This window comes from Ruegeria sp. CF4 (assembly GCF_056537345.1).
The window spans coordinates 1043651-1067932 of record NZ_JBQFRJ010000001.1 but is presented as its reverse complement, the minus strand read 5'-3'; the positions used below and the strand labels follow the sequence as shown (position 1 = coordinate 1067932).

The 24282-nt window shown below is 58.1% G+C and carries 23 protein-coding genes; 8 read left to right on the top strand and 15 right to left on the bottom strand.

From position 1 onward, the window contains the following. Positions 1 to 185: 185 nt before the first annotated feature. From ACR0NF_RS05315 to ACR0NF_RS05285, 7 genes are all read right to left on the bottom strand, one after another. Complete coding sequence (locus ACR0NF_RS05315) at positions 186 to 788, bottom strand: nucleotidyltransferase family protein (protein ID WP_480777881.1); 603 nt, start codon at positions 786 to 788, stop codon at positions 186 to 188. A gap of 31 nt (positions 789 to 819) precedes the next feature. Next, positions 820 to 3228, bottom strand: a complete 2409-nt coding sequence (locus tag ACR0NF_RS05310; RefSeq protein WP_480470021.1) for a GcvT family protein — start codon at positions 3226 to 3228, stop codon at positions 820 to 822. 73 nt (positions 3229 to 3301) lie between these two features. Then, positions 3302 to 4057 (bottom strand): HpcH/HpaI aldolase family protein, encoded by a 756-nt coding sequence (locus tag ACR0NF_RS05305; protein WP_480667027.1) that lies wholly within the window; start codon positions 4055 to 4057, stop codon positions 3302 to 3304. A 39-nt stretch (positions 4058 to 4096) separates the two neighbouring features. Then, positions 4097 to 5404: an HlyC/CorC family transporter gene (locus ACR0NF_RS05300; protein ID WP_480470019.1), complete on the bottom strand. Its 1308-nt coding sequence runs from the start codon at positions 5402 to 5404 to the stop codon at positions 4097 to 4099. A 63-nt stretch (positions 5405 to 5467) separates the two neighbouring features. After that, complete coding sequence (locus ACR0NF_RS05295; RefSeq protein WP_480470018.1) at positions 5468 to 6424, bottom strand: site-specific tyrosine recombinase XerD; 957 nt, start codon at positions 6422 to 6424, stop codon at positions 5468 to 5470. Between the two features lie 2 nt (positions 6425 to 6426). After that, the gene (locus tag ACR0NF_RS05290; RefSeq protein WP_480470017.1) at positions 6427 to 7953 is read right to left on the bottom strand and encodes a hypothetical protein; all 1527 of its coding nucleotides are present in this window, start codon (positions 7951 to 7953) and stop codon (positions 6427 to 6429) included. Next, a complete protein-coding gene (locus ACR0NF_RS05285) occupies positions 7943 to 8092 on the bottom strand; it encodes a hypothetical protein (protein WP_480470016.1) in 150 nt (49 codons plus the stop codon). The genes ACR0NF_RS05290 and ACR0NF_RS05285 overlap by 11 nt, the downstream gene beginning before the upstream one ends. A 79-nt stretch (positions 8093 to 8171) precedes the next feature. Here ACR0NF_RS05285 and ACR0NF_RS05280 point away from each other — a divergent pair, with 79 nt between their 5' ends. Further along, on the top strand, positions 8172 to 8762 hold the full coding sequence (locus ACR0NF_RS05280) for a shikimate kinase (protein WP_480667025.1): 591 nt from the start codon (positions 8172 to 8174) through the stop codon (positions 8760 to 8762). Next, entirely contained in the window at positions 8762 to 9874 is a 1113-nt protein-coding gene (aroB, locus tag ACR0NF_RS05275) for a 3-dehydroquinate synthase (RefSeq protein WP_480777880.1), read from the top strand. Before ACR0NF_RS05280 ends, aroB begins: the two co-directional genes overlap by 1 nt. Positions 9875 to 9883: 9 nt before the next feature. Here the strand turns inward: aroB and ACR0NF_RS05270 are convergent, their stop codons facing one another. Both ACR0NF_RS05270 and ssb read right to left on the bottom strand, forming a co-directional pair. Then, positions 9884 to 10954 carry a site-2 protease family protein gene (locus tag ACR0NF_RS05270; RefSeq protein ID WP_480470013.1) on the bottom strand — a complete coding sequence of 357 codons (1071 nt, stop codon included), beginning with the start codon at positions 10952 to 10954 and terminating at the stop codon, positions 9884 to 9886. A gap of 19 nt (positions 10955 to 10973) precedes the next feature. After that, a complete protein-coding gene (gene ssb / locus ACR0NF_RS05265; protein ID WP_480470012.1) occupies positions 10974 to 11462 on the bottom strand; it encodes a single-stranded DNA-binding protein in 489 nt (162 codons plus the stop codon). Between the two features lie 200 nt (positions 11463 to 11662). Between ssb and ACR0NF_RS05260 the strand changes: the two genes are divergently transcribed. After that, positions 11663 to 12241 (top strand): lytic transglycosylase domain-containing protein, encoded by a 579-nt coding sequence (locus tag ACR0NF_RS05260; protein ID WP_480470011.1) that lies wholly within the window; start codon positions 11663 to 11665, stop codon positions 12239 to 12241. 55 nt (positions 12242 to 12296) lie between these two features. Here ACR0NF_RS05260 and ACR0NF_RS05255 read toward each other — a convergent pair whose 3' ends face one another. The 4 genes from ACR0NF_RS05255 to ACR0NF_RS05240 all read right to left on the bottom strand — a co-directional run bounded on the left by ACR0NF_RS05255 (position 12297) and on the right by ACR0NF_RS05240 (position 18790). Next, positions 12297 to 14384, bottom strand: coding sequence for a dipeptide ABC transporter ATP-binding protein (locus ACR0NF_RS05255; protein WP_480470010.1), 2088 nt, complete (start codon positions 14382 to 14384; stop codon positions 12297 to 12299). Between the two features lie 93 nt (positions 14385 to 14477). Then, the gene (locus ACR0NF_RS05250; RefSeq protein ID WP_480470009.1) at positions 14478 to 15941 is read right to left on the bottom strand and encodes an ABC transporter permease; all 1464 of its coding nucleotides are present in this window, start codon (positions 15939 to 15941) and stop codon (positions 14478 to 14480) included. A gap of 13 nt (positions 15942 to 15954) precedes the next feature. After that, entirely contained in the window at positions 15955 to 17001 is a 1047-nt protein-coding gene (locus ACR0NF_RS05245) for an ABC transporter permease (protein ID WP_480470008.1), read from the bottom strand. Between the two features lie 118 nt (positions 17002 to 17119). Further along, positions 17120 to 18790, bottom strand: coding sequence for an ABC transporter substrate-binding protein (locus ACR0NF_RS05240; protein ID WP_480470007.1), 1671 nt, complete (start codon positions 18788 to 18790; stop codon positions 17120 to 17122). Positions 18791 to 18802: 12 nt separating this feature from the next. On the opposite strand from ACR0NF_RS05240, the gene ACR0NF_RS05235 reads away from it, so the two are divergent. After that, positions 18803 to 19030: a hypothetical protein gene (locus ACR0NF_RS05235; protein WP_480667022.1), complete on the top strand. Its 228-nt coding sequence runs from the start codon at positions 18803 to 18805 to the stop codon at positions 19028 to 19030. A gap of 102 nt (positions 19031 to 19132) precedes the next feature. Here ACR0NF_RS05235 and miaA read toward each other — a convergent pair whose 3' ends face one another. Next, the gene (miaA, locus tag ACR0NF_RS05230; protein WP_480777968.1) at positions 19133 to 20026 is read right to left on the bottom strand and encodes a tRNA (adenosine(37)-N6)-dimethylallyltransferase MiaA; all 894 of its coding nucleotides are present in this window, start codon (positions 20024 to 20026) and stop codon (positions 19133 to 19135) included. Positions 20027 to 20123: 97 nt separating this feature from the next. On the opposite strand from miaA, the gene pyrH reads away from it, so the two are divergent. After that, positions 20124 to 20867: a UMP kinase gene (gene pyrH, locus ACR0NF_RS05225; protein ID WP_480470004.1), complete on the top strand. Its 744-nt coding sequence runs from the start codon at positions 20124 to 20126 to the stop codon at positions 20865 to 20867. 36 nt (positions 20868 to 20903) lie between these two features. Here pyrH and ACR0NF_RS05220 read toward each other — a convergent pair whose 3' ends face one another. Next, the gene (locus tag ACR0NF_RS05220; RefSeq protein ID WP_480657903.1) at positions 20904 to 21284 is read right to left on the bottom strand and encodes a VOC family protein; all 381 of its coding nucleotides are present in this window, start codon (positions 21282 to 21284) and stop codon (positions 20904 to 20906) included. Between the two features lie 84 nt (positions 21285 to 21368). Between ACR0NF_RS05220 and ACR0NF_RS05215 the strand changes: the two genes are divergently transcribed. From ACR0NF_RS05215 to ACR0NF_RS05205, 3 genes are read left to right on the top strand one after another with little or no spacing between them, the layout of a single operon-like run. After that, positions 21369 to 21545, top strand: coding sequence for a hypothetical protein (locus ACR0NF_RS05215; RefSeq protein ID WP_480657902.1), 177 nt, complete (start codon positions 21369 to 21371; stop codon positions 21543 to 21545). Between the two features lie 13 nt (positions 21546 to 21558). Then, positions 21559 to 22785 (top strand): aminotransferase class V-fold PLP-dependent enzyme, encoded by a 1227-nt coding sequence (locus tag ACR0NF_RS05210; protein WP_480777879.1) that lies wholly within the window; start codon positions 21559 to 21561, stop codon positions 22783 to 22785. A gap of 47 nt (positions 22786 to 22832) precedes the next feature. Next, a complete protein-coding gene (locus ACR0NF_RS05205; protein ID WP_480777878.1) occupies positions 22833 to 24257 on the top strand; it encodes a cryptochrome/photolyase family protein in 1425 nt (474 codons plus the stop codon). Positions 24258 to 24282 lie beyond the last annotated feature (25 nt).

Genomic DNA, 24282 nt, shown 5'->3' with positions numbered 1-24282 from the left:
GGGGTGTTGAAGGCGCATCTCAGTCTCCATAGCGCTGAGCGGCATGTTAACGAGGGGGTCTTGTTTAGGTTCGGCAGCGTATAGTCAGACAACCTGTTTGGTGATCTGACCGCGCTAGAGAGATTGGTGAAAGTGGTAGTCCTGTTTTTGGGCAACCGGCCCGGTCGTTCGCGACCGGGCCGTGTTCATTTCAGCGTTCGGTTTGATCGCCACTTCTCCCAATCCGTTTGCGTATCCAGATCCAGCAGAGCGTGATTGTCCGGCAGGCAGTGCAAGTGAACTTTGCCCTTGCACTGTTTAACGATTTCCTGGGCGCCGGTGTCGCCGGTCAATTCCTTGAGAGCGTGGAACAACGCTTGATCGAAAATCACCGGATGGCCGGGTGCGCCATCGTTGGTCGCACCACGCCAAACCAGATTATCCGGATACTGTGACCTCGACAGCAGTACGGAGCGGAGATCACTTGATGTCAGGTCAGGCAAATCCGCCAAAAGTACCATCACCGCAGGCGCGGTTGCCGGGACCAGAGCCATCGCGCCACGCAGACTGGCATTCATGCCTTCTGTGGCGTTGGCAATTTCGGCGCGGGTGATATCGAGCCCATCCAGCGCCGCATAGCGTGGATGCGGCCTGGGCGGCAGGGCGGCGATTACTGGGCCAGCGGCCAGTGCTGCAAGGGCAGACCGACGCAGGAGCGGAACCCCGTCAATCCGTTGCAACAGCTTATCCGCACCGCCCATGCGACTGGATTGCCCGGCGGCCAGAAGGATAATGGGAATCGCGCTCATCTAGCGACCATGCCCCCGGTTGTGCGCCGAGTCACCCCCGCATTCGCGCTCCATCCGGGTCGAACAGGGGGGAGGTGGTCACGCGTGCACCGCGCATCTGCCCGAGGATTTCAATCTCGACTTCCTGACCTGCCATCGCACGTTCGATAGGCAGGAAACCCATCGCGATAGATTTCCGAGCGTAGTGGGAATAGCCGCCTGAGGTGCAGAAACCGACAACCTCGCCCTCCAGCCAGATCGGTTCATAGGCGTTGACATCTGCGTCATCAGCGTCGACCTCGAAAGCCACCAACTTACGGGCCGGGCGTTCGGCTTCTGCTGCCGCGCGCCCGATGAACCGGGCGGATTTCGAGAAAGAAATGAACCGATCCAGCCCGGTCTCGGCAGCTGTATAATCGGGTGAGAACTCCCGCATCCACGAGCCAAAGAACTTGTCCAATCGCAGGCTCATCATTGCGCGCATCCCGAAGGGGACCATGCCAAGCGGTTGCCCTGCCTGCCACAAGGTCCACCAAAGCTGCCGCTGCGCCATAGGATCGCAATAGATCTCATAGCCAAGATCGCCGGTGTAGCTGACGCGCTGAACGATACAGTCAGTCATGCCGACCGTCATGCGACGCACGTCAAGGAAACGAAGAGCGCTGATATCGTCGCGCGTGCAACCGGCCAGAACCTCGGTCGCTTTTGGCCCGGCGATTTGGAAACCGTTCAGGCGATCGCTGATATTCTCGACCTGCACACCATCCTGAGCGTTCTGCTGGAACCAACGTAGGTGAAAGGCTTGGCTGCCATATGAGGCAGTCAGCTGGAACTCGGTCTCGCTCAGGCATGAGACGGTGAAATCGCCGATCAGCTTGCCCTTGGGCGATAGCATCGGCGTCAGAGACAGGCGGCCGGGTTTCGGAATCCGACCCGCCATGAGCTGGTCGAGCCAGCCCCGCGCACCGGACCCGGTGATGCGGTACTTGCCGAAATTGTGCACCTCGTTGATGCCAACCCCTTCGCGCACCGCCCGTACCTCGCGCCCTGTGGCGTCAAACGCGTCCGAGCGGCGGAATGAGGGCGTTTCATATCCCGGCTCATCGCCTTGTGCGAAATAGTTCGGAACCTCAAGCCCGTATTGCTGTCCCCAGACCGCGCCGAGATCTGAGAAGATGTCATACATCGGCGTGGTGCGGTTTGGGCGCGCGGCTGGCAGCTCCTCGTTGGGATAGGCCACACTGAATCGTTTCTGATAGTTCTCGACCACCTTGGGGCGTGTGTAGCCGGGGCTGATCCAATCACCAAAGCGAGCTACGTCCATCGCGAAGACGTCCCGTTCCGGTTCGCCTTCGATCATCCATTGCGCCAGCGTCAGGCCGACACCGCCACCCTGGCTGAAGCCAGCCATGACGCCGCAAGCTGACCAGTAGTTGCGCACGCCGGGGATCGGCCCCACCAGTGGGTTGCCATCTGGCGCAAAGGTAAAAGGCCCGTGGATGACCGATTTGACACCAGCCTCGGCCAGAACCGGAAAGCGGCGATAGGCGAATTCGATACTGTCGGTGATCTTGTCATAATCATCGGGCAGCAGCTCATGCCCGAACTCCCATGGTGTGCCATCCACAGCCCAGGGCTTGCAGGGCTGTTCATAGAAGCCGATGCACAGACCGCGCCCTTCCTGCCGCAAATAGCTTTCGCCCGCCGGGTCCATCACATGCGGATGCTCGCCGCCCGCGTCGATGATCGCCTCAATCTCGGGGATGGCGTCGGTGACCAGATACTGGTGTTCCATAGGGTGGAGCGGGAAGTAGATGCCCGCCATCGCCCCAACTTCGCGCGCCCACAAGCCACCAGCATTAACCACGTGTTCGGCATGAATGGTGCCTTTGTCGGTGACCACATCCCAGGTGTCATCCGGGCGCTGGTTGGTCTCGCGCACCATGCAGTGGGTCTCAATCGTGGCGCCTCCCATTCGCGCGGCCTTGGCATAGGCGTGGGTTGTGCCTGACGGATCCAGATGCCCGTCCAGAGGATCGTAAAGCGCACCGAGGATACCGTCAGTGTTGGTGATAGGGGCGATCTTCTTGATTTCGTCCGGACCGACGATTTCAGTCTCCAGCCCCATGAAACGATGCTTGGCACGCTCGGCCAGCAGCATGTCGAAGCGGTCCTGATTGTCGGCCAACGTAACGCCGCCAACATGGTGCAGGCCGCAGGACATACCAGTGATCTCTTCCAGCTCCTTGTAAAGCCGGATCGTGTAACCCTGAAGTGCGGCCATATTGGTGTCGCCATTCAAGGTGTGAAACCCGCCCGCTGCGTGCCAGGTTGAACCGCTTGTCAGTTCCGAGCGTTCCAGCAGCATGACATCAGACCAGCCCAATTTGGTCAGGTGATACAGAACGGAACAGCCGACGACCCCACCGCCGATAACCGCAACGCGTGTAGTAGTTTTCACGTTGGAACTCCCTCAGATTTTTCGGAAGCCTGTATCCGGTTCAGAGGCAATACTGTCCTGTTTGCGACATCGCTTACGTATTGCACCAGCCCCGGATTTGCAGCGCCTTTTCCCGCAGCCACAGGGCGTCAAAGCCGCCGACCAGCCGATAACCATTGTCAAACAAGCTAAGGGCGCGGTCCTCGGTCAGGGCGACATTGCCGAGGGGCAGATTCGCTTTCCTGGCCGCAGCTTCGATACGCGCGACCGCAGCCAGAAAATCAGGATGATCGAATTGCCCCATGAGGCCCAGATCGGTGCTTAGATCAAACTGAGCGGGTATTAGCAGATCAATTCCGGGAACGGCGCAGATTTCTTCGATATTCTCTACGGCTTCGGCGGTTTCAACGAGAAGGCAACAGATTAGTTCGGGCTGAATGTCTGGCGCGTAAGTCCCGAAATCCTTGCCCCAGCGCGATTGAGAAATGAATGGGCCGAACCCGCGCGTCCCGTCGGGTGGGTACCGCAGGCTGGCCACGGCTTGACGCGCCTCGTCTGCCGTGCGGATCAGGGGGAACATGATCCCTTCCGCTCCAAGATCCAGCGCGCGTTTCACCTGTGCAGGGTCATTCTCGGCCACCCGTACCAAAGGCGCACAATCTGTGCCTGCGGTCGCGGCGATCATGGCGTGGGCCGAGGCATAATCGACCGCGCCATGTTCCAGATCGACGACAATCGAGTCGACGCCACAGGCCGCGATTGCCTGCGTTACAACTGCCGAGGGGATGGTACAGACCACACAACTGAGTCGGTCACCACTGTGCCAGAGTTTCCGTTTCAAGCTGGGCATCCGGCACATCTCCTCAAGTCAGAATTATGAAACCATAGATCAGAGAGGACGGACTTTCAGCCCGGTAATCCGGTTCCCTTCGCGTGCTGTGACCTCGAACCGGAAGCCGTGGAACGAAAACACCTGTCCAACGATAGGGATCATCTGCGCCTCGTGGATTACCAGACCGGCCAGCGTGTTGGCCTCTTCGTCCGGTAGGGACCAGTCGAGTGCGCGGTTGGCGTCCCGGATGGTCATCGCGCCCTCGACCAGATATTGGCCATCATCGGTCCGGGTGACGGGCACCTCTTCGTCGATGTCGAACTCATCGGCAATCTCGCCCACGATTTCTTCCAGAATATCTTCGAGCGTGATCAGTCCGCGCAGCGAGCCGTATTCATCCACCACCAGCGCAAAGTGACTGTGCATCCTAAGAAACTCGCGCATCTGGTCGTCCAGAGTGGTGGTTTCGGGTACGAAATAAGGATCGTTGGCCACCTTCGCGATGTCAAAGTTCTTGAGCCGCTCGGTATCTCCATCCGCGCCGCCCACTTGCGCATACATAGCTCGGAACAGGTCTTTGGCATGGACGACACCCACAATGTTTTCCTGCTCATCCCGATAGACGGGCAGGCGGGTATGCGGGCTTTCCAAACATTGCTGCAGGATTGCCTCGGGTTCGTCATCGGCGTCGATCATCTCGATATTCGAGCGATGCAGCATGATCTCTTCAACCGTACGGTCGCCCAGATCCAGCGCGCCCAGAATGCGGTCACGGTCTTCTTTTTCGACCACACCTTCGGAGTGGCCCAGTTGCAGCGCCCCCGCGATCTCCTCGCGCACGGCCAGGATGTTGCTGTCGGGATCAATCTGCACACCGAACAGGCGCAGCACGCCACGTACAAACAGGCGCACGGCAGCCACCACGGGTGAGAACACTGTGACTACGATGCTGATGACGGGCGCGACCAGCGCTGCAGCCTTTTCGGCATTGGTGATCGCATAGGTCTTGGGCAGCACCTCGGCAAAGATCAGAACCAGAAGGGTCATCACCAGCGTGGCCAGCGCGACACCGCTTTCACCGAACAGCCGGGTGAAAAGCGCGGTCGCCAGCGAGGCTGCCAGAATGTTCACGAGGTTGTTGCCCAGCAGGACGGAACCGATCAGGCGCTCATTGTCGTCGGTGATATCAAGCGCCTTCTGCGCGCCCTTCGATCCTTTATCTGCCTGCGTCCTCAGTTTCCCGCGCGAAGATGCCGTAAGCGCCGTTTCCGAGCCAGAGAAGAAGCCCGAGAGTACGAGCAGGAGGAGAATAGAGCCTGAGGTGATCCAGAATGCGCCATCAAGCAGAGAAGAGGTGGGTTCCATCGGTCCTTGAATATGTTTGTTTCTGCATCGGTTATGGGGGTGCGGCCCCCTTGGATCAAGGGGTTAGCCCTGATCGGGGGTGTCGTCTTTTGCCAGAGGGTGGTGTTCAAGCACCAGTTCTGACAGGCGTTCATCTAGCACGTGAGTGTAAATCTCGGTCGTGGCCACATCCGCGTGCCCCAGCAGCGTCTGGATCGAGCGCAGGTCAGCCCCGTTAGCCAACAGATGGGTCGCAAAGGCGTGGCGCAGCGTATGCGGTGTGACTTTTTCGGGCGAAACGCCACCCTCAACCGCCAGATCCTTGATCAGCAGAAAGAACATATGCCGGGTCAGATGACCGGATTTCCCGCGCGAGGGAAACAGGAAGCGCGAGGTTTGGCCGCCTTTGGCTACTGTTTGTTCTTCGGCCTCGTCCCGTACCACCAGCCAGACAGCTAGCGCATCGCGCGCGTCTGGGGACAGTGGCACCATCCGCTCTTTCCCGCCCTTACCAAGCACCAACAGCATGCGCGGATCGCCACGGGCGGAAGAAACCGGCAGTGAGACCAGTTCGGTTACGCGCATGCCGGTGGCATAGAGCAGTTCCATCAGGCAGGTGTTGCGCACCTTGTCTGCCTGCGTCCTTCCGGTACGGCGTGCGGCAGCGAGCAGCCGGTCAACTTCGATCACGTCCAGCGTTTTGGGCAGGCGTTTGGCGCGGCCCGGGCCTTTGATCTGGATCGCCGGGTTGGTTTCGCGCCAGCCCTCTTCGAATGCAAAGCGGTAGATCTGCTTGATCGCCGACAGTCGTCTTGCGCGCGTGGAACGGGAAAGCCCCTGTGCATCGCAGTCGATCAGATAGGTCTCGATCCTGTCCCGGTCCGCGTCTGCGAAATTGGTTTTGCGACGTTCAAGCCAGCCCGAGAAATCCTTGAGGTCGCGCCCATAGGCCAGAAGCGTGTTGGTGGCAGCGCCAAGTTCGGCTGCTTGTGCTTCGAGAAAAGTGGAGATCCACAACTCCTGTGAGGCAGGCGCGGCCATACTCAGGTCCCGTTGAGGATCATCAACTGCAGCGCTGCCCGGCGAGCAGTGTCTTCGAGGCCCACGCGGCGGAACGCGGCGATCGCGGCGGTCAGATCGACCAGATTGCCACGCGCACCATGGGCGAACAGCTGCATCGTTTCCAGAATGGCCTCCCCCAGCTGATCGTTGTTCAGCAGCGCATTGATATCCGAGGGGATCGGCGCAGACCATGCGAACCCTTCCGAAATTGCATCCGCCAACGGAGTGGGCGCTTCGGCGCGTCCGGGATCGCCAACCGCCAGAGCAGCCAGGAACGCATTCGCATCGGAACCGTCTGGCGCAGCCTGCGCGGCGTCTTCATAAAGTTCAGACAGTAACAGAATCCGCCAGCGCAGATCCTCGGCGGAGGGATTTGGCAGCGTCAGCGGGGCGAGCTGCGGGGCAAAAAGCTCGGCAAAGGCAACCTCAAGGCCTACGGTCTGCATCTGTGACCATGCAGCGGTCAGGGTCTTGGCAATCGCTTTGGGGTTTCCGGTATTCAGCGCGGTCTCAAAGCGTTGGATTGCGGCGACACGATCCCAGACCGCGCCTGACGCAGCAGGAGAGCGCTCTGTGTAAAGACCCAGTAACTGGTTCGGCGTGAGCGCACCGATGCGGGTCAGACGTTCGGCCGCCTCAACCTGCGCTTTCCATCCGGCCACGTCCCGCAGGTCTGCATTGGCGAATGCGCGGGGCAGTGAGGCGGTGGGCAGGCGTTCACCGATGGCTTCGAACAGGCGAAATGTCAGCGGGTCAGGGTTTTCAGGCTGAGGTAGATATTCGGCGTCTTCAAACAGCTCGGGGCTGAGGAAACGGTCGAGCAAGGCAAGCTCGTCATCGGGCAGAACCTGAAGCGCATGCGCGGCTTCAAGCGTCAACGCGGCCGACGCCCAATCTCCACGCCGGGCTTTGCAGAAGATCTGTGCGGCGTAATCTCGTGACAGATGCGGCTGCGCGATGAGCGCGGTGCAGCTGCGATCCTCGTCCCCGGTCAGCAAAGTCGCATCGAACCAGCGCTTGAAGCGGTCCTGCGTGTCGGTCGGCCCTGCAAGTTGCACCAAGGATTGAACCGGGTCCGATGCGCCCAGTTGCATCAGGCGGTCCAGTCGTGCCTTCAATAAGGTATCCTGCGACTGCGTGCCCGAAGGCGGGCGCGCCTCGGTCAAAAGCAGGGTGAACAGCAGGCGCTGCATCGCGGGGTTGGCCTTGACCGGTACACGGGCAATCAGTTCTGCTAGGCGTTCAGGTTCGCTACCTTGCCATAAATCCACTGGCAGGCCGGTTACGGAAGATGGCACCAAACCCAACGGCGGTGACAGCGCTTCAAGCGGGGTCACCTGCACTTCGGGTTGCAACCCGGTCTGGGTCACTGGCGGCTCCAACAGAACGGTGCCAGGCAGATTCTGGGGCGGATCGGTCAGCCAGTCGATAACCGACAAGGGCTCTGACGTTTGTGCCTGGGCGGTTCCGGCAAGAATAAGCGCCAGCAAGGTGGCTCTAGTCGGCATTCAGAGTGACCGGTTCGCGGATTTCGCTTTGGGGCGCAGAGAAGTCTACACCAAAGAATGGCCCGACATATGCATACCCGATCAGCCCAATGAATCCCAGGCAGATGAGGTATATCAGGAACTTGATCAAACGGCCCATGGGTGAACGCTGCCTCAAATTTTGGTTTTGCCCAAGTTATAACTGGCATTTTTTCCAAGATCACGTCATTCACGATGAAATGAGCGAAATTAAGCATAACCCGTCGCGCCCCGGCACCTCTGATCGGTTTCGATTGCACAAAACCGTTGTTTTGGTTGGCATGATGGGCGCAGGAAAGACGGCTGTGGGGCGTGCATTGGCGGCGCGTCTGGGTGTGCCGTTTCTCGATAGCGATGCCGAGATCGAATCGGCGGCCAATATGACCATCCCCGAGATATTCGCCCGCGATGGCGAACGCTTCTTTCGCGGCAAGGAAACTCAGGTGATCGGGCGGCTGCTGGATGAAAAGCAGAAGGGCATCCTGTCAACGGGGGGCGGGGCGTTTCTAGCTGAGGGCAATCGGCAGATGATCTCGGACCGGGGTGTTTCGGTCTGGTTGCGGGCTGATCTGAATGTGCTGTGGAATCGCGTTAAGCATAAGGACACGCGACCCTTGCTGCGCACCGCGGATCCCTATGCGACATTGCGTGATTTGTATCAGGCACGCGTGCCCGTTTATGAACAGGCCGATCTGGTCGCAGATTCGGATGGCGAGACCGCGATCGAAGATATGGTGGACCGGGTTGTAGCCGCGCTTGAGACGCGCCCGGATGTTTTGGAACGGAATTAATGCATCAGACCGTACATGTAGATTTGGCCGAGCGTTCTTATGATGTCGAGATCGGCCCGGACCTATTGGCGCAGGCCGGCGCGCGTATCGCACCGTTGCTGCCGCGCCCTCGTGTTGCGGTTCTAACGGATGAGAGGGTCGCTGGTTTACATCTGACTGCTCTGCAAGATGGGTTGGCCACCTCCGGTATCGAGATGACGGCACTGTCGCTTCCCGCCGGAGAGGCCACCAAAAGCTGGCCGCATTTCGAACGTGCGGTAGAATGGCTGCTGGCTGAGAAAATCGAACGCAACGATGTCGTCGTCGCGCTCGGAGGCGGTGTAATTGGTGATCTGGCAGGCTTTGCCGCAGCGGTGATGCGGCGCGGTGTACGGTTCGTACAAATCCCAACTTCTCTACTGGCGCAAGTCGACAGCTCGATCGGAGGCAAGACTGGGATCAATGCACCTCAGGGTAAGAACCTGATCGGAGCGTTTCACCAACCCTCGCTGGTGCTGGCGGATACTGCCGTGTTGGGAACACTGACGGCGCGCGATTTTCTGGCCGGTTATGGCGAAGTGGTGAAATATGGCCTGCTGGGGGATGCGGATTTCTTCGATTGGCTCGAGCGAAATGGTCCAAGCCTGCTCTCTGGCGATATGGCAGCTCGCGTTCAAACAGTAACCAGATCGGTTCAGATGAAGGCGGATATCGTTGCCCGCGATGAAACTGAACAAGGTGATCGCGCGTTGTTGAATCTGGGCCATACCTTCTGCCATGCGCTGGAGGCGGCGACTGGCTATTCCGACCGTCTTTTGCATGGTGAGGGTGTCGCCATTGGCTGCGCGCTGGCGTTTGAGCTGTCCTCGCGGTTGGGGCTGTGTTCGCAGGAAGACCCGAGCCGCGTGCGGGCGCATCTGCGCGCCATGGGCATGAAGACCGACCTGGCAGATATTCCCGTAAAGTTGCCGAGCGCTGAGGCTCTGGTCGATCTGATGGCTCAGGATAAAAAGGTGGTCGATGAGCAGCTGCATTTCATTCTGGCGCGTGGCATCGGGAAGGCGTTTATCACATCGGACGTTCCGAAGGACGCGGTGATCTCAGTGCTCGAAGACGCGCTCGAGATGTGCTGACTACGCGGCTTAGCGCCCTTGTATGATCATCAGCTCGCCGATATTCTCGCGGGTGATATAGCCGACCATCTTGCCAGTTGTTGTGCATACCGCAATGGCTGGCGCACCCTCGTGTAACGCGTCCAGAACCTTGTTCAGCCCACTTGTCAGGGAAACCTTGGGTATGTTGGGCTCAACAATCGAAAGGGCCAGTTCCGAGCGTGGGTGATCGCCTGCAAGCGCGGTAAACAGGCGGTCTCGAGTAACAAACCCCAACAACTCGCCTTCATGATCCAGCACAGGAAACTCATGCTGTGTTGTATGGATGACGGCCTGCGCTGCGGTTGCCAGCGTATCCTCGGGCGAAAGCGCGTGGAATTCGGTGATCATCGCGTCGCGCGCCTGAACCCGCCGCGCGACTGAGCGCATGGCGACATCCTGACTCTCGGCATTGGCGGCGACGAAGACAAAGATTGCAATCAGAACCAAGATCGGATTGCCCGATGTCAGCCCGAGGAACCCCAATCCAATCGCAACAATCTGCCCGCCGACTGCTGCGAAACGGGTTGCCTTGACCCGATCCATCTTCAGGCACAGCAAGGCGCGAAACACGCGTCCTCCGTCCATTGGAAAGGCCGGGATCAGGTTGAATGCGGCTAGCAGCAGGTTCACATAGGCCAATCGGGTCAGTAGATCTGCATGCGTTGATTCAATCTGAGCGAAGGTTTCAAGCTGCGTTCCAGCGCCGAGTAATACCAGAACAAGCCAGATCGCCACGTTCACGGCGGGCCCGGCGAGCGCGACCCATACCTCTTGCAACGGTTTTTCCGGCATTCTTTCCAACCGGGCCAGTCCGCCGATCGGCAAAAGCGTGATGTCGGGGGTTCGAATGCCATAACGTCGGGCCATCAAGGCGTGGCCGAACTCATGAGCAACCACACAGGCAAACAGGGCCAGAACGAACAGAAGATTGTGGATGGCAGCGTGTAAACCTCCGCTGGAATAAGCGGCGAATCCGACCCATGCCAACAGAAGGAAGAAGGTGACATGGACCCTCAGTTCCGAACCGAGTAATCGGCCGAGCGAGAAGGACCATGCCATTTTTTATCTCCGTCTTGGTTTAGAACGGGATTTCGTCGTCATCGATCCCGCCCGATGCGGGGGTAGGGGCGCTGGATTGACTTCCATATGGGTCGCCATAGCCACCGCCAGCTTGGCCGCCGCCATAACCTCCGCCGCCACCGCCGCCGCCTTCACCGCGACCGTCCAGCATTGTCAGCTCGCTGCGATAGGGCCGCAGGACCACCTCGGTCGTGTATCTGTCTTGGCCCGATTGATCCTGCCACTTCCGGGTTTCCAGCTGTCCTTCGATATAGACTTTACTGCCCTTACGCAGATATTGCTCGGCAACCCGGACCAGAGGTTCCGAGAAGATAGCAACCGAGTGCCACTGGGTCCGGTCCCGACGTTCTCCGGTATTGCGGTCTTTCCAGGTTTCGGACGTCGCGACGCGCAGGTTGCACACTTTTCCACCATTCTGGAACGACCGCACCTCAGGGTCGGCACCGAGATTGCCGATCAGAATGACTTTGTTGACTGAACCTGCCATATATTCCCTCGTTCTTTTCGTCATGGATTGCGCCCGAATCTGGCGCATTGTTCTGTTGGTGACCCTATACGGGCCGGGTCTTGGTTGAAACACAGTGCAACGTTAAGCGGGAAAATATTAGCATGATCTTTACCAAGCTTTCATTTCCAGCTGATTTTACTATAATCCGTCTGGTTGTTGAGCGTGCAGGATTAGCATTAATGCGTTTTCTGGTTGGTGGTCTTTCGATCTTGAGTATTTGTCTGGTGGCCTCGGTTGCACAGGCACAGACACTATCCTCGAAGAACCGCAAAGACATTTTCCTGAAACAGTCCAAAGTTCTGGATAATCGCGCAGCCACGCAATATCGCGGGTCGGAACGGCTCAAACCCAAGACCGAGCGCGGAAAGTTCTCCAAACGCTATACCGGCAACTATCGGGGGCAATTTCTGGAACATGCCCGGAAAGCTGCCCGTCAACACAATATCCCCGAGGATTTGTTCCTGCGTCTTGTACAGCAGGAAAGCGGTTGGAATCCGGCTGCCAAGTCACATAAGGGGGCATTGGGCCTTGCCCAGCTAATGCCGCAGACGGCGCGGCTGCTTGGCGTAAACCCGCATGATCCGATTCAAAATCTGGAGGGCGGCGCTCGGTATCTGTCGTGGCAGTACCGTAAGTTCAAATCCTGGCCATTGGCGCTCGCGGCCTACAATGCTGGGCCGAAAGCTGTCGAGAAGCATGGCGGTATCCCGCCATATAAAGAAACCCAGAACTACGTGAAAGTGATCTGGGGCGGATAACCCTACGAAAAAAGGCCGGTATTGAACCGGCCCTCTCTTCTGATGTTGTGACGGCTTATTCCGCCGCAACTTTGATGACGGGCTCCATGCGCGCCAGTATGTCTTCAGCCAGATGGCATTTGACCTGATGGCCGTCCGCCAGCGTCTGAACCGGCGGCACATGGGATTCGCAGCGCCCGTCCGGCACCTCGGATTTCCAGCGACACCGTGTCTGGAACGGACAGCCCGGCGGCGGATTCATGGCCGAGGGGATGTCGCCTTCAAGCACGATATGCTGTTTCTCAACCGACGTATCCGCGATGGGAACAGCACTCAGCAAAGCCTCGGTATAGGGATGATAGGGCGGGGCGAAGACCTGATCGGTCGTACCCAGCTCGACCACATGACCCAGATACATCACCATCACCCTGTCGCTCAGATAGCGTACGATTGACAGGTCGTGGCTGATGAACAGCAGCGTGGTTTTGTGTTCCCGCTGGATTTCCATCAACAGGTCGGTCACCGCCGCCTGCACCGACACATCCAGCGCCGAGACAGGCTCGTCCGCCACAACAATCCGAGCGTCACCGGCAAAGGCGCGCGCGATACCTACACGTTGCTTCTGACCACCAGACAGCTGGCGCGGCATCCGGTCGGCGAAAGCGCGCGGAAGCTTCACAAGATCCAGCAATTCCAGCATCCGCTTCTTCCGCTCGGCCTCAGAATTGCCAACACCAAAGATCTCAAGCGCCCGGATGATCTGGCGACCCACTGTCATCGATGGATTCAACGTGTCGAACGGGTTCTGGAACACCATCTGAACCTCGCCAACGGTTTTGGCGTCGCGCTCTTCAATGGGCACGGCTTCGATGTTGCGATTGTCCAGCAGGATCTGCCCGTCAGTGGCTGTCTCAAGCCCCATCAACACTTTCGCAAACGTGGATTTGCCACAGCCGGATTCACCCACAATGGCAAGTGTCTCGGATTCATGCGCCTCGAAACTCAGCGTTTCGTTGGCCTTGACCACCTTGGTTTCGCCGCCACCGAACAGCGCATTCGCGGCAACCTCATAGTATTTTTTGAGGTTGTCCATCTTCAGAACAGTCCGGCCGATTTCTCCTTTTTCTTTCTGCTCTCCCACAGCGATCGGAGCGTTCCAGTCGATCTCCTGGAACTTTAGACAGCGCGTGTGATGCCGGTCATTACCGGGCACGGCTTCCATCAAAATGTCCTTGGCGTCACAACGCCCTTCCTCAAAGTAATCGCAGCGCGGTCCAAAGTTGCAGCCCGGAGGCCGTTCATGGGGCAGGGGGAAGTTCCCCGGAATGGCCACCAACGGACGCGAGTTCTTGTCGGCCCCAGGCAATGGGATCGAGCGGAACAGCGCCTGCGTATACGGATGCTGCATCTCGTCAAACACATCCTTGATCGAGCCGCGTTCGACCGCCTCACCCGAATACATCACACAGAGCCGGTCACAGGTTTCCAGCACGAGCCCGAGGTTGTGCGAGATAAACAACATCGACGTGCCGTATTTCTTGCCCAGATCCTTAACCAGTTCGACCACCGCGGCCTCAACGGTCACGTCCAGCGCGGTCGTCGGCTCATCCAGGATCAGCAGTGCCGGTTTCGACATCAGCGCCATCGCAATCACGATCCGCTGCTGCTGACCGCCGGAAAGCTGATGTGGGAACGAACTTAACATCCGCTCGGGATCGGGCAGGCGGACATCGGTCACAACTTCAAGGGCGCGCGCATAAGCCTCTTCGGCGCCGACGCCCTCGTGGATCATCGGAACTTCCATTAACTGCTTGCCGATCTTCATCGCCGGATTCAGCGAGGCCATCGGCTCCTGATAAATCATCGCGATCTCATTACCGCGAATGTCGCGCAACTCTTCGGTGGTCATCTCACTCAGGTCGCGACCCTTGAACTTAATCGAACCACCAACAATCCGCCCGTTCTTGCCGAGGTCCTGCATGACCCCAAGCGCCACAGTGGATTTGCCGCAACCGGATTCACCAACCAGCCCCACAGCCTCGCCGGGCTGTACGCTGACCGAGAAATCCATCACAGCGGGGATTTCGCGAAGACGGGTGAAAAACGAAATCGAAAGCTTGTCGATCTCCAGAATTGGCCCGTCATAGTCTGCCAGTTTGTTCATCTTGTTACTCCTCGCGAGAGTCCGGGGCATCCCCTTCATCTGGCTAAAAATATCCCGGGGGTCCGGGGGCAGAGCCCCCGGTCTCGATCACAATCAGTCCTTCAGACTTTCTTCGCGCAGACCATCCGCCAGCAGGTTCAATCCAAGAACCAGCGACAACAAGGCCAACGCGGGTGGAAGGGCCGGGTGCAGGTAGATCGACAAGAGCTTGCGCCCTTCGTTGATCGTCGAACCCCAATCCGGGCTTTCCGGGGGAAGGCCCAGCCCGAAGAAACCCAAGGTTCCCAGAAGGATGGTGGTGTAGCCGATGCGTAGACAGAAATCGACGATCAGCGGACCCCGCGCATTGGGCAGGATTTCCCACAACATGATGTACCAAGGACCTTCGCCGCGGGTTTGGGCAGCAGCCACGTAGTCACGGGTTTTGATGTCCAGTGCCAGCCCGCGCACGATGCGGAACACCGTGGGCGAGTTCACAAAGACCACCGACACAAACACCACCAGAATGCCGCCCGGAATATCGAACAAATCCAGATAGGTCGGTAAACCCCAGATGCGGTAGCTGTCGGTGCTGATGATGTAGCCCCCCGTCGAGATCAACGAGAGATAAAGCCAGAGCGCGACACCCAGAACCCCAATCAGCAACGGCGTCCGGAAGTTTGGGCGCGTGTAGTAGCGTGAGTTCAGCAAAACGCCGAGGAAGATTATCGGGAATACGAACAGTACCGCTGCCATATAGTTCGGCACACCGGTTGCCACGATCTCGGGTGTGACCAACAGGTAGAACAGCAGGATCACCGGGAAGGCGAGAATCAGGTTGGCCAGGAATGACAGCAGCGTGTCCAACCGACCACCGTAGTAGCCTGCGGGCAGACCCAGAGTGATACCGACCATGAAGGCAAACATCGTCGCCAGTGGCGCGATCTGAACAACGATCCAGGCACCTTTGACCATACGGCTAAAGACGTCTCGGGCCAGGTTGTCCCCGCCCAGCAGGTACCAGGCGTATTGGCCGTCCTCCAGATTGGGCAGAGGCGTACCCGGCACCTTGTTCTTCATGCCTGAAATCTGCGCCAGCGGATCATGAGTGACGATAAGATCGAGCGCCCCAAAAATCCCTGTGAAGACCCAGAACATCACAAGGCCGAAACCGATCATGCCGATAGGGCTGTCGAACAGCTTGCCATAAAGGCCCAGCTTGCGTTTGAACGCGATTGACATCGCATAGAGGATAATCAGTGACAGCCATACCGGCAGGAACTGTTGGGATATGGCACCGATGATGCCGGCGCCTGTGCCCATCAGAATGCCCAGCACGATGTAGGCGACTGCAAGTCCCACGCTGGCCAGAAAGCTGTAGCGTAGTGCAGCCTGTATCAGGTTCCGAACGCTTGAGCTTGAGGTCAACGTGCCGTCCGGGTTCACCGTCATCTGGTCCTCGGGTAGCACAATGCTGGCCAGCATCCAGACGACGATGGACAGCACCATAAGCCCAAGTGCCAAGGCCAGCAGCGGATTCAGGAAGGCGATAGAGCCGGTCCAGGTAAGTGGTTCCATGATCTAACCCTCCTTATGAAATGCGGATGCGCGGGTTGAGGTAGACATAGCCGATATCCGAGATCAGCTGCGTCACCAGCACCACAAAGACCGACACGACCGAAATCGCCAGCAAGAGCTGGATGTCGTTGTTGCCCGCCGCCTGAACCAGCGCCCAGCCAAAGCCTTTGTAGTTGAACAAGGTCTCGACGATCACAACGCCGTTCAGCAGCCACGGGAACTGCAGCATGATAACGGTGAAGGGTGCGATCAGCGCGTTGCGCAGCGCGTGCTTCATGACGATGTTCGGGAAGGACACACCTTTCAGACGTGCGGTTCGGATATACTGCGCCGTCATCACCTCGGTCATCGATGCGCGGGTCATCCGGGCGATATAGCCCATCCCGTAAAGCGCGATGGTTAGAACCGGTAGGAAGAAGTTCTCAAACGTCGGGTTCTCCATCGCTTGAGTTGCGGTACCTTTGAACCATTTCAGACCGACAGCAGAGGATGTGAAGATCGCAATAAAGATAACGCCTGACACATATTCTGGTGTCGCTGTCGTGGTAATGGCAAAGGTCGAAAGTGTCCGGTCAGTTGCCGAGCCTTCTTTCATGCCTGCCAAGATGCCGAGGATCAGCGCCGAAGGGACCATCAGCAGCATCACCCAGAGCATCAGTCGACCGGTCAGAGCGAGCCTGTTGCCAACCACGGTTGAGACCTCGTCCTTGAAGACGGTCGAATATCCCCAGTACCCCTGCAGAATACCGCAGAAATTGGGGGACTCTTCGGCAGTTTTGCCCGGCAGAATGCATCTGCCCTGAACCGTGCCGTCCTCATTCGTGTAGCGAAACGAAGGCAGGACACCCAACCACTCGCCATATTTGATCGGCGTGGATTGGAGGTAACCGTTTTTTTCGAGATAGCTCTCGACTTGCTCATCCGACATCCGGAAATTGCCTTGCGTTTTGGCAAGTTTTTCGAGGTTCGGATAGAGATTGGTCAGAAAGAAGACCAGGAATGTCAGACATAATGCTGTCAAAAGCATGATGCCTACGCGCCTTAGAATGAAAAGTCCCATATTAGCCCCTGTTGGTCGGCCTGCGTGAACTGCAGATTACTTCAGGCATCGCTGATTTTTTGTCGCCGTGTTCAGGACGAAAAGGCCGCGCCAATCGGCGCGGCCCCTGTTTCTTGGGTTAGGATGTCAGGCCGAACTTATACAACTGCGGTAGGTCCGCGATGTGTTTTTCGACGCCGACCATGTTGTCACGATGGTGGCGCATCGCGGTCCGCCAGTACGGCTGGATGGTCACACCTTCGTCAATCATGATCGCCTGCAACTTGGCCATCACCTCGCGGCGCATGTCGACATCCGCGATCGAGTTCGCCTCGGCCAACAGCTTATCGAACTCTTCATTGGCGAAACCGGACTCGTTCCACGCCACACCCGACTTATAGGCCAACGCCAGAACCTGAGTGCCCAGCGGGCGGTGGTTCCAGTTGGTCGATGAGAAGGCGTATTTCGTCCAGTCGTTCCAGAAGGTCGAGCCCGGCAGAACCGTGTGCTTGGCCTTGATGCCCGCGTCGTTCAACTGGGCGACTACAGCAGCGGTGGTATTCCGGCGCCAGTCATCATCGATGGACTGAACTTCGTGCTCGAAATCACCCATGCCGGCTTCGTCCATCAGCGCCTTGGCCCCTGCGGGATCGTAAGGAATACGGGTTATCGCTGAATCGTATTCGGGGTGCATCGGGCCAACATGGCAGTTGTCTGCCGGGATACCGTAACCTGACATACCCAGCTCAAGGCACACTTCGTTGTCGACCGCCATGGCCAGAGCCTGACGTACACGCTTGTCGCCATAGATCTTGTTGCCGTCCGCATCTTCCGCCAGCTGGTTCGGACGGATTACGATCGTGAAACCCGACGGGATTTCCGAACGAACAAGGCCAATGCCGTCAAAGATGTCGACGAATTCACCAACCGACTCCCAGTTCATGTCGATCTCTTCGGCCTCATAGGCGGCCAGGAACGCGGCCGGATCGGTGCCGTAGTCGATGAATTCGATCCGATCGATATAGCCACCTTTGCCGGCCTCATAGCCCCACCAGTCGAAGTCTTCGTTGCGGACAAGAACGCCTTTGACGCCAACTTCGTGGCTTTCAGGGATCATGAAACCGGTGCCGACAGGGTTGGAGAGCATGTCGTTTGCGTCAAAGCTGCTGTGGACGATGGCACCCGGATAGTCGGCCATACCTGGGATGATGGTGATATCCGGTGCGCTACACTTCAGCTTCACAGTGTGCGAGTCGACAACGGTGATCGCACCGTCTGCAGCTTTCTGAGTGCTATCGTCGATCAGCGACGCCATGCGGGACGCCATCGAGTTGCCCTCAAGCGATGCGTCGCACCAGCCTTCGATGTTGCGCGCCACGTCTTCGGCAGTGAAGTCGTCGCCGTTGTTCCACTTGACGCCTTTGCGGACGTTCAGAGTGTACTCGGTCGCGTCGTCATTGGCTTCCCAGCTTTCCAGCAGCATTGGCTTGAACGAGCCGTCATTGTTGTATTCGACAAGATACTCCAGCCAGCCTGCGGTGAAGGTCGCAATCTGCGTCCAGTCATAAGTCCGCGGATCCTTGAGCGCGCGTACTTCCATCTGATAGCGGATTGTGCCACCGCGCTGCGCCTCTTGCGCGGCAGCCGGTGATTGAAGGCCGATCATCCCGTAAGCGGTCGGAACGGCCACGCCCAGCGCAGTGACACGAGCCAGAAATTCGCGGCGATTCAGGTCGCCATTACGATATTCCTGCGCGTGCATCTCTGCCGCCCAATGCATCGGCTTTCCGTTGATTGTCTGATTTTCCATAGATGTCTCCCTGTGACACTGAATTTTTTTGGATTTTATAGTGCGGATTTATTGATCTTGACCCTGGTGTCGCCGGTTCTTGCCGGTTATCTGGGCCGCGCACTCTATTTCTGGATTTCTGAACATCCCCATGCGGGCATTCGGCACCAGTTTTTTGCTGCCGTCAATGTCGGAAATCGTCATCATTTGTACAAAAGCGACATCCGAAAGGAAAGTGCAATGGATAGGGCGTCAATCTGAAACTTGCCTGTGCAGTCGCGCCGACATCGTCGAATCTGTGATTGCTCGCAAATTCGGTTGATGGTCAAGCTTCTGTTATTTCAATGTTTTTGACCAAATGATCTAAATTGCGGCATTCAACCGATGCCAGGCCTTCATCCGAGCCCGAAACCAGGTGCGCTGCCGTTTGGCGAACTGACGTGTCGCAATCCTGGCCCGTTCGCGTGCGTCAGTCAGCGACATCCGGTCGTCAAGATATGCGAACAGTTCAGGTACGCCGATTGCCTTGAAGGCGGGCAGGGCGGGGTCATAGAGATCGCGCATCGCAGCGACTTCTTCTATCGCGCCCTGTTCCAACATCTGGTCAAATCGGCGATTGATCCGGTCCAACAGCCAATCCTTTTCGGCGTCGAAAACGATCGGGACAGTATCCTGGAGGTTCAGGACCGGCGGCGGGGTATCGGCCTGCCATTCCGACAAAGGTCGGCCAGTGGCGTGCTGAACCTCCCACGCGCGCTGAACGCGGGCGCGGTTGCGACGGTCCAGTCTCGCAAGCGTTTCGGGGTCCACACCTTCGATCAACTCTTCCAACGACAATGCATCGGCTTGTTCCCGGATTTCAGGCGGAGTTGCAGGGATGTCGGCCATACCCTCAGTCAGCGCCGAGAAATACAGGCCCGTTCCGCCGACGATGATCGCGCGCGTCTTGCTCTTCAACAGCGGCGTGACCTCGCGGACCCAATGCCCTGTTGAATAGGTCTGATCCCAAGCGACATGGCCATAGAGCAGGTGCGGCGCGCGCGCCTCCTCCTCGGACGATGGCCGGGCAGAGATGACGCGCCAGCATTCATAAACCTGACTGGCATCTGCGTTCACGATTACGCCACCGAAACGCTCGGCAATCATCAACGCCAGCGCGGACTTGCCCGAGGCTGTCGGGCCTGCAATCAGCACAGGTTTGTCATCCGGAATCGAGGGCAGCTGGCTCCATAGCCGGTCAGCGGTCGTGTCGGCCATTGTTACTTGCCCCATTCCTGACTATCCGCATTGAACCTGCGGAAGTTTTGCTTCATTTTGCGCCGGAAAATAACCCCGTGCCAGCCCGGAGCGCAACATGACCCTTCCCTCATCCGTCGAGACCCCGAAAACAAAGTACAATCGCGTCATGTTGAAGATATCGGGCGAGGCATTGATGGGGGATCAGGGATTCGGTCTGCATCCGCCTACCGTCCAGCGCATCGCGCAAGAGGTCAAATCGGTCCATGATCTGGGTGTCGAAATCTGCATGGTGATCGGCGGAGGTAATATCTTTCGCGGCCTCAGCGGATCAGCGCAAGGGATGGAGCGGACGACCGCAGATTACATGGGCATGCTGGCCACGGTCATGAATGCGCTGGCCATGCAATCTGCGTTGGAGGCGGTAGGGGTCTTTACCCGCGTTATCTCGGCCATTCGGATGGATGAGGTCTGCGAGCCCTACATTCGCCGCCGGGCTGTGCGTCACCTCGAAAAGAAAAGGGTCTGCATCTTTGCTGCGGGCACCGGCAATCCTTATTTCACCACGGATACCGCCGCCACGCTACGCGCCAATGAAATGGCGTGTGAGGCCATTTTCATGGGTAAGAATGGCGTGGATGGGGTTTACGACAAAGATCCCAAGACCAATGCAGATGCAGTCCGCTATGACACCGTCAGCTATGACGATGTTCTGGCCAAGCGCCTACGCGTCATGGATGCCTCAGCCATCGCTTTGGCACGCGACAACAACCTGCCCCTTATTGTTTTCGGTCTGGATGAGCCCGGTGGATTCCGGGGTATCTTGGCTGGCGAGGGCACTTATACCAAGGTGCAAGGCTAAAGGACCAGGCCGGGCGATTACGCCCGGCCATTTTTGTCAGGTCTGGCCCTCAAAGAAGCCTACAGAATTCCCGTCGGGATCCGTGGCATAGAAAAAGCGTCCGGCGGGGATTTGTACGGGGTCCGAGACCACTTGTCCGCCGCCGCGTTCAACCCGTTTCATGACGTCTTCCAGGCGACCACTGGCGGCCAGGTGCAGGGTTGGTCCCTGACCGTTTTCTGCAGGTTTGCCGGGATACAGATGCAGGGCGACACCCTTATCAGGGTCTACGGGTTTGAAAACCGCCATTGGTGTGGGACAGTTCGGATCAAGCTGTAGGTCGGCTCCGGTCACGTCGGAATAAAACGCGATGGCTTTGTCCAAATCGCGGACGGGCAGTTCGCCCCAGACCAGAAAATCCTTTGGAATATAGTTCATTGTCGTGCCTCATGGAATTCAGGGTGGTCCGAGTGTTGCATGATCTGATGACAGGCTGTGGCATCAGATCATCGGCTTGACTGAATGAAAATCCTCTGGCTAGTTGGCGCGGTCAATCGGGTGAACGCGTTTCACCCGAAGGGCTGCCGACGATCCCTCAGCGCAGCGATAGGGGCGCGGCTTGGCTGGAAGACCTGCCATGTTTTCGGAACGGTCCGGGATCATGCGCGGATCGTCCGCCAAGACGTGGACGCTGACTAAGGAGAGACGCGGGATGACATCCCTTGATATCGATTTTGTGCGGGCGCAGTTTCCCGCCTTTGCCGAGCCCAGCCTGCAGGGGCAGGCGTTTTTCGAGAACGCTGGCGGTTCTTATACCTGCAAGCCGGTGATCGACCGCCTGTTTCGGTTTTATACACAACGCAAAGTTCAGCCCTATGCGCCTTACGAAGTCAGCCAGCTTGCAGGGGCCGAGATGGATGAGGCCCGCACCCGTTTGGCTGCGCTGATGGGGGTCGAAGCGGATGAGCTGAGCTTTGGCCCATCGACCACACAGAATACTTACGTGCTGGCGCAGGCCTTCCGGCAATGGATGCGGCCGGGCGACGCCATTGTTGTCACCAATCAGGATCACGAGGCAAATTCCGGCCCGTGGCGTCGGCTGGCGGATGACGGCATCGAAATCCGTGAATGGCAGATCGACCCTGACACCGGCTCGCTGAACCCACGGGGTCTTGAGAACCTTCTGGACGACAAGGTCCGGTTGGTTTGCTTTCCGCATTGCTCGAACGTGGTGGGTGAGATCAACCCGGTGACCGAAATCACCGCGATTGCACACGCCGCAGGCGCGTTTGTCTGCGTCGATGGCGTATCTTATGCGCCGCATGGATTGCCGAATGTCGGTGATCTGGGCCCCGACATCTATCTGTTCTCGGCCTATAAGACATATGGACCACATCAGGGCCTTATGGTCATCCGCCGCAGCCTGGGTGAGATGTTGCCCAATCAGGCGCACTATTTTAACGCGGCATCGCTTTATAAACGGTTTACTCCGGCTGGCCCTGATCATGCCCAGATTGCGGCCAGCGCCGGGATGGCCGACTATCTGGATCAGCTTTGCGCTCATCATGCCGGGCCTGATACCGGTGCCGCTGCGCGCGGCGCATTTGTGCACGACCTGATGCGTGCGCATGAGGTGACGCTGCTTCAACCGCTGCTTGATGCAGTGAAGGACCGAAACACCCTACGTCTGATCGGACCCTCGGACGCGACACGCCGCGCGCCCACGGTTGCTTTGGCGCTGAACACAGCGGCTGAGCCTGTTGCCGCCGAACTCGCCAAGTATGGCGTCATGGCCGGAGGCGGTGATTTCTACGCTGTCCGTCCCTTGCAGGCGATGGGCGTCGATCCTGAACAGGGCGTCTTGCGGCTCAGTTTCACGCATTACACCACAGAACAGGAAATTGGCCAGCTTTTGGAGGCGCTTGATCGCGTTTTATGATCCACTATCTGTCCCGTTTCGTATGCTGAAGAAAACACGGGTCGGATATGGCAACAGAGCAGCCTGCAGTCATTCTATGGTTTCGCCGCGATCTTCGGCTTTGTGATCATCCCGCACTTCACGCTGCGGTCCAGTCGGGTGCCCCGATCATTCCCGTTTATATTCTGGATGATCAGGTTCACGCCCTCGGCGCGGCACCAAAATGGCGTTTGGAGAAGGGTCTAGAGGTTTTCTCGCGCACTCTCAAAGACGTCGGTAGCCGTCTGATCCTGCGCCGGGGTAGCGCTCTGGACGTTCTTCAAGAGCTGGTGAACGAAACCGGTGCCCGCGCAGTTTACTGGACGCGGGCCTATGATCCCGGGGCAATCGCACGAGACAAGCAGATCAAATCCACGCTTTCAGAGCAGGGGGTCGAAGTACGCTCGTTTCCCGGACATCTGTTGTTCGAGCCTTGGACTGTTGAAACCAAGGCAGGTCAGCCTTTTCGAGTCTTCACTCCGATGTGGCGCGCGGTGCGGGACCGGGATGTACCGCCACCCGAACAGAGGCCCGTCCGGGTACCGGCACCACAGAACTGGCCGTCGTCAGATCTGCTGTCCGAGTGGCAGTTGGATCGAAGGATGCAGCGCGGAGCGCGCATCGTCGGTCGGTATGTAAGGGCAGGTGAAGACGCGGCCTTGGATCAGCTAGCTGCATTTCTGGACCGCCTCAGCTTCTATTCTGATCAAAGGGATCGGTTGGATGTGGCTGGCACTTCTGATCTCTCCGAATACCTCTCGCTCGGAGAAATCGGTCCACGCACGGTTTGGCACCGGGTGCAGGCGGCTGCTCAGATGGGTGCCTCAGGGGCCGAGGCTTACTTACGGCAACTGGTCTGGCGTGAGTTCGCCTATCACCTGATGTACCACTGGCCGCATCTGTTGTATCGCAACTGGAAGCCGGAATGGGACGCGTTCCTCTGGAACACCGATCCGGACAGGCCCGAGGTTCAGGCCTGGAAGCAGGCGCGGACCGGCGTTCCGCTTGTGGATGCCGGGCTGCGTGAGATGTATGTGACTGGCCGAATGCACAATCGTGCGCGGATGATCGTTGCAAGTTATCTGACCAAGCATCTGACAACGCATTGGAAAATTGGGATGGACTGGTTTGCCGATTGCCTGATTGACTGGGATCCCGCTGCGAATGCGATGGGGTGGCAATGGGTGGCAGGTTCGGGCCCGGATGCTGCACCCTATTTTCGGATATTCAACCCGGACACGCAACGAGAACGCTTTGATCCAAATGCCAAATACCTGGATAGATGGATCGCGGAAGGGCGGGCTGAGCCCTCGACAACTGCACTGAGCTATTTCGAAGCTATTCCCCGATCCTGGGGTTTGTCGGCACAAGAAAGCAATCCGAAACCGGTCGTGTCTTTGACCGATGGGCGTGCCCGTGCGCTGAGCCTCTATGAACGTCGCAAAAACCAGTAAGGAACTGAAAACTTGCCAGAAACCG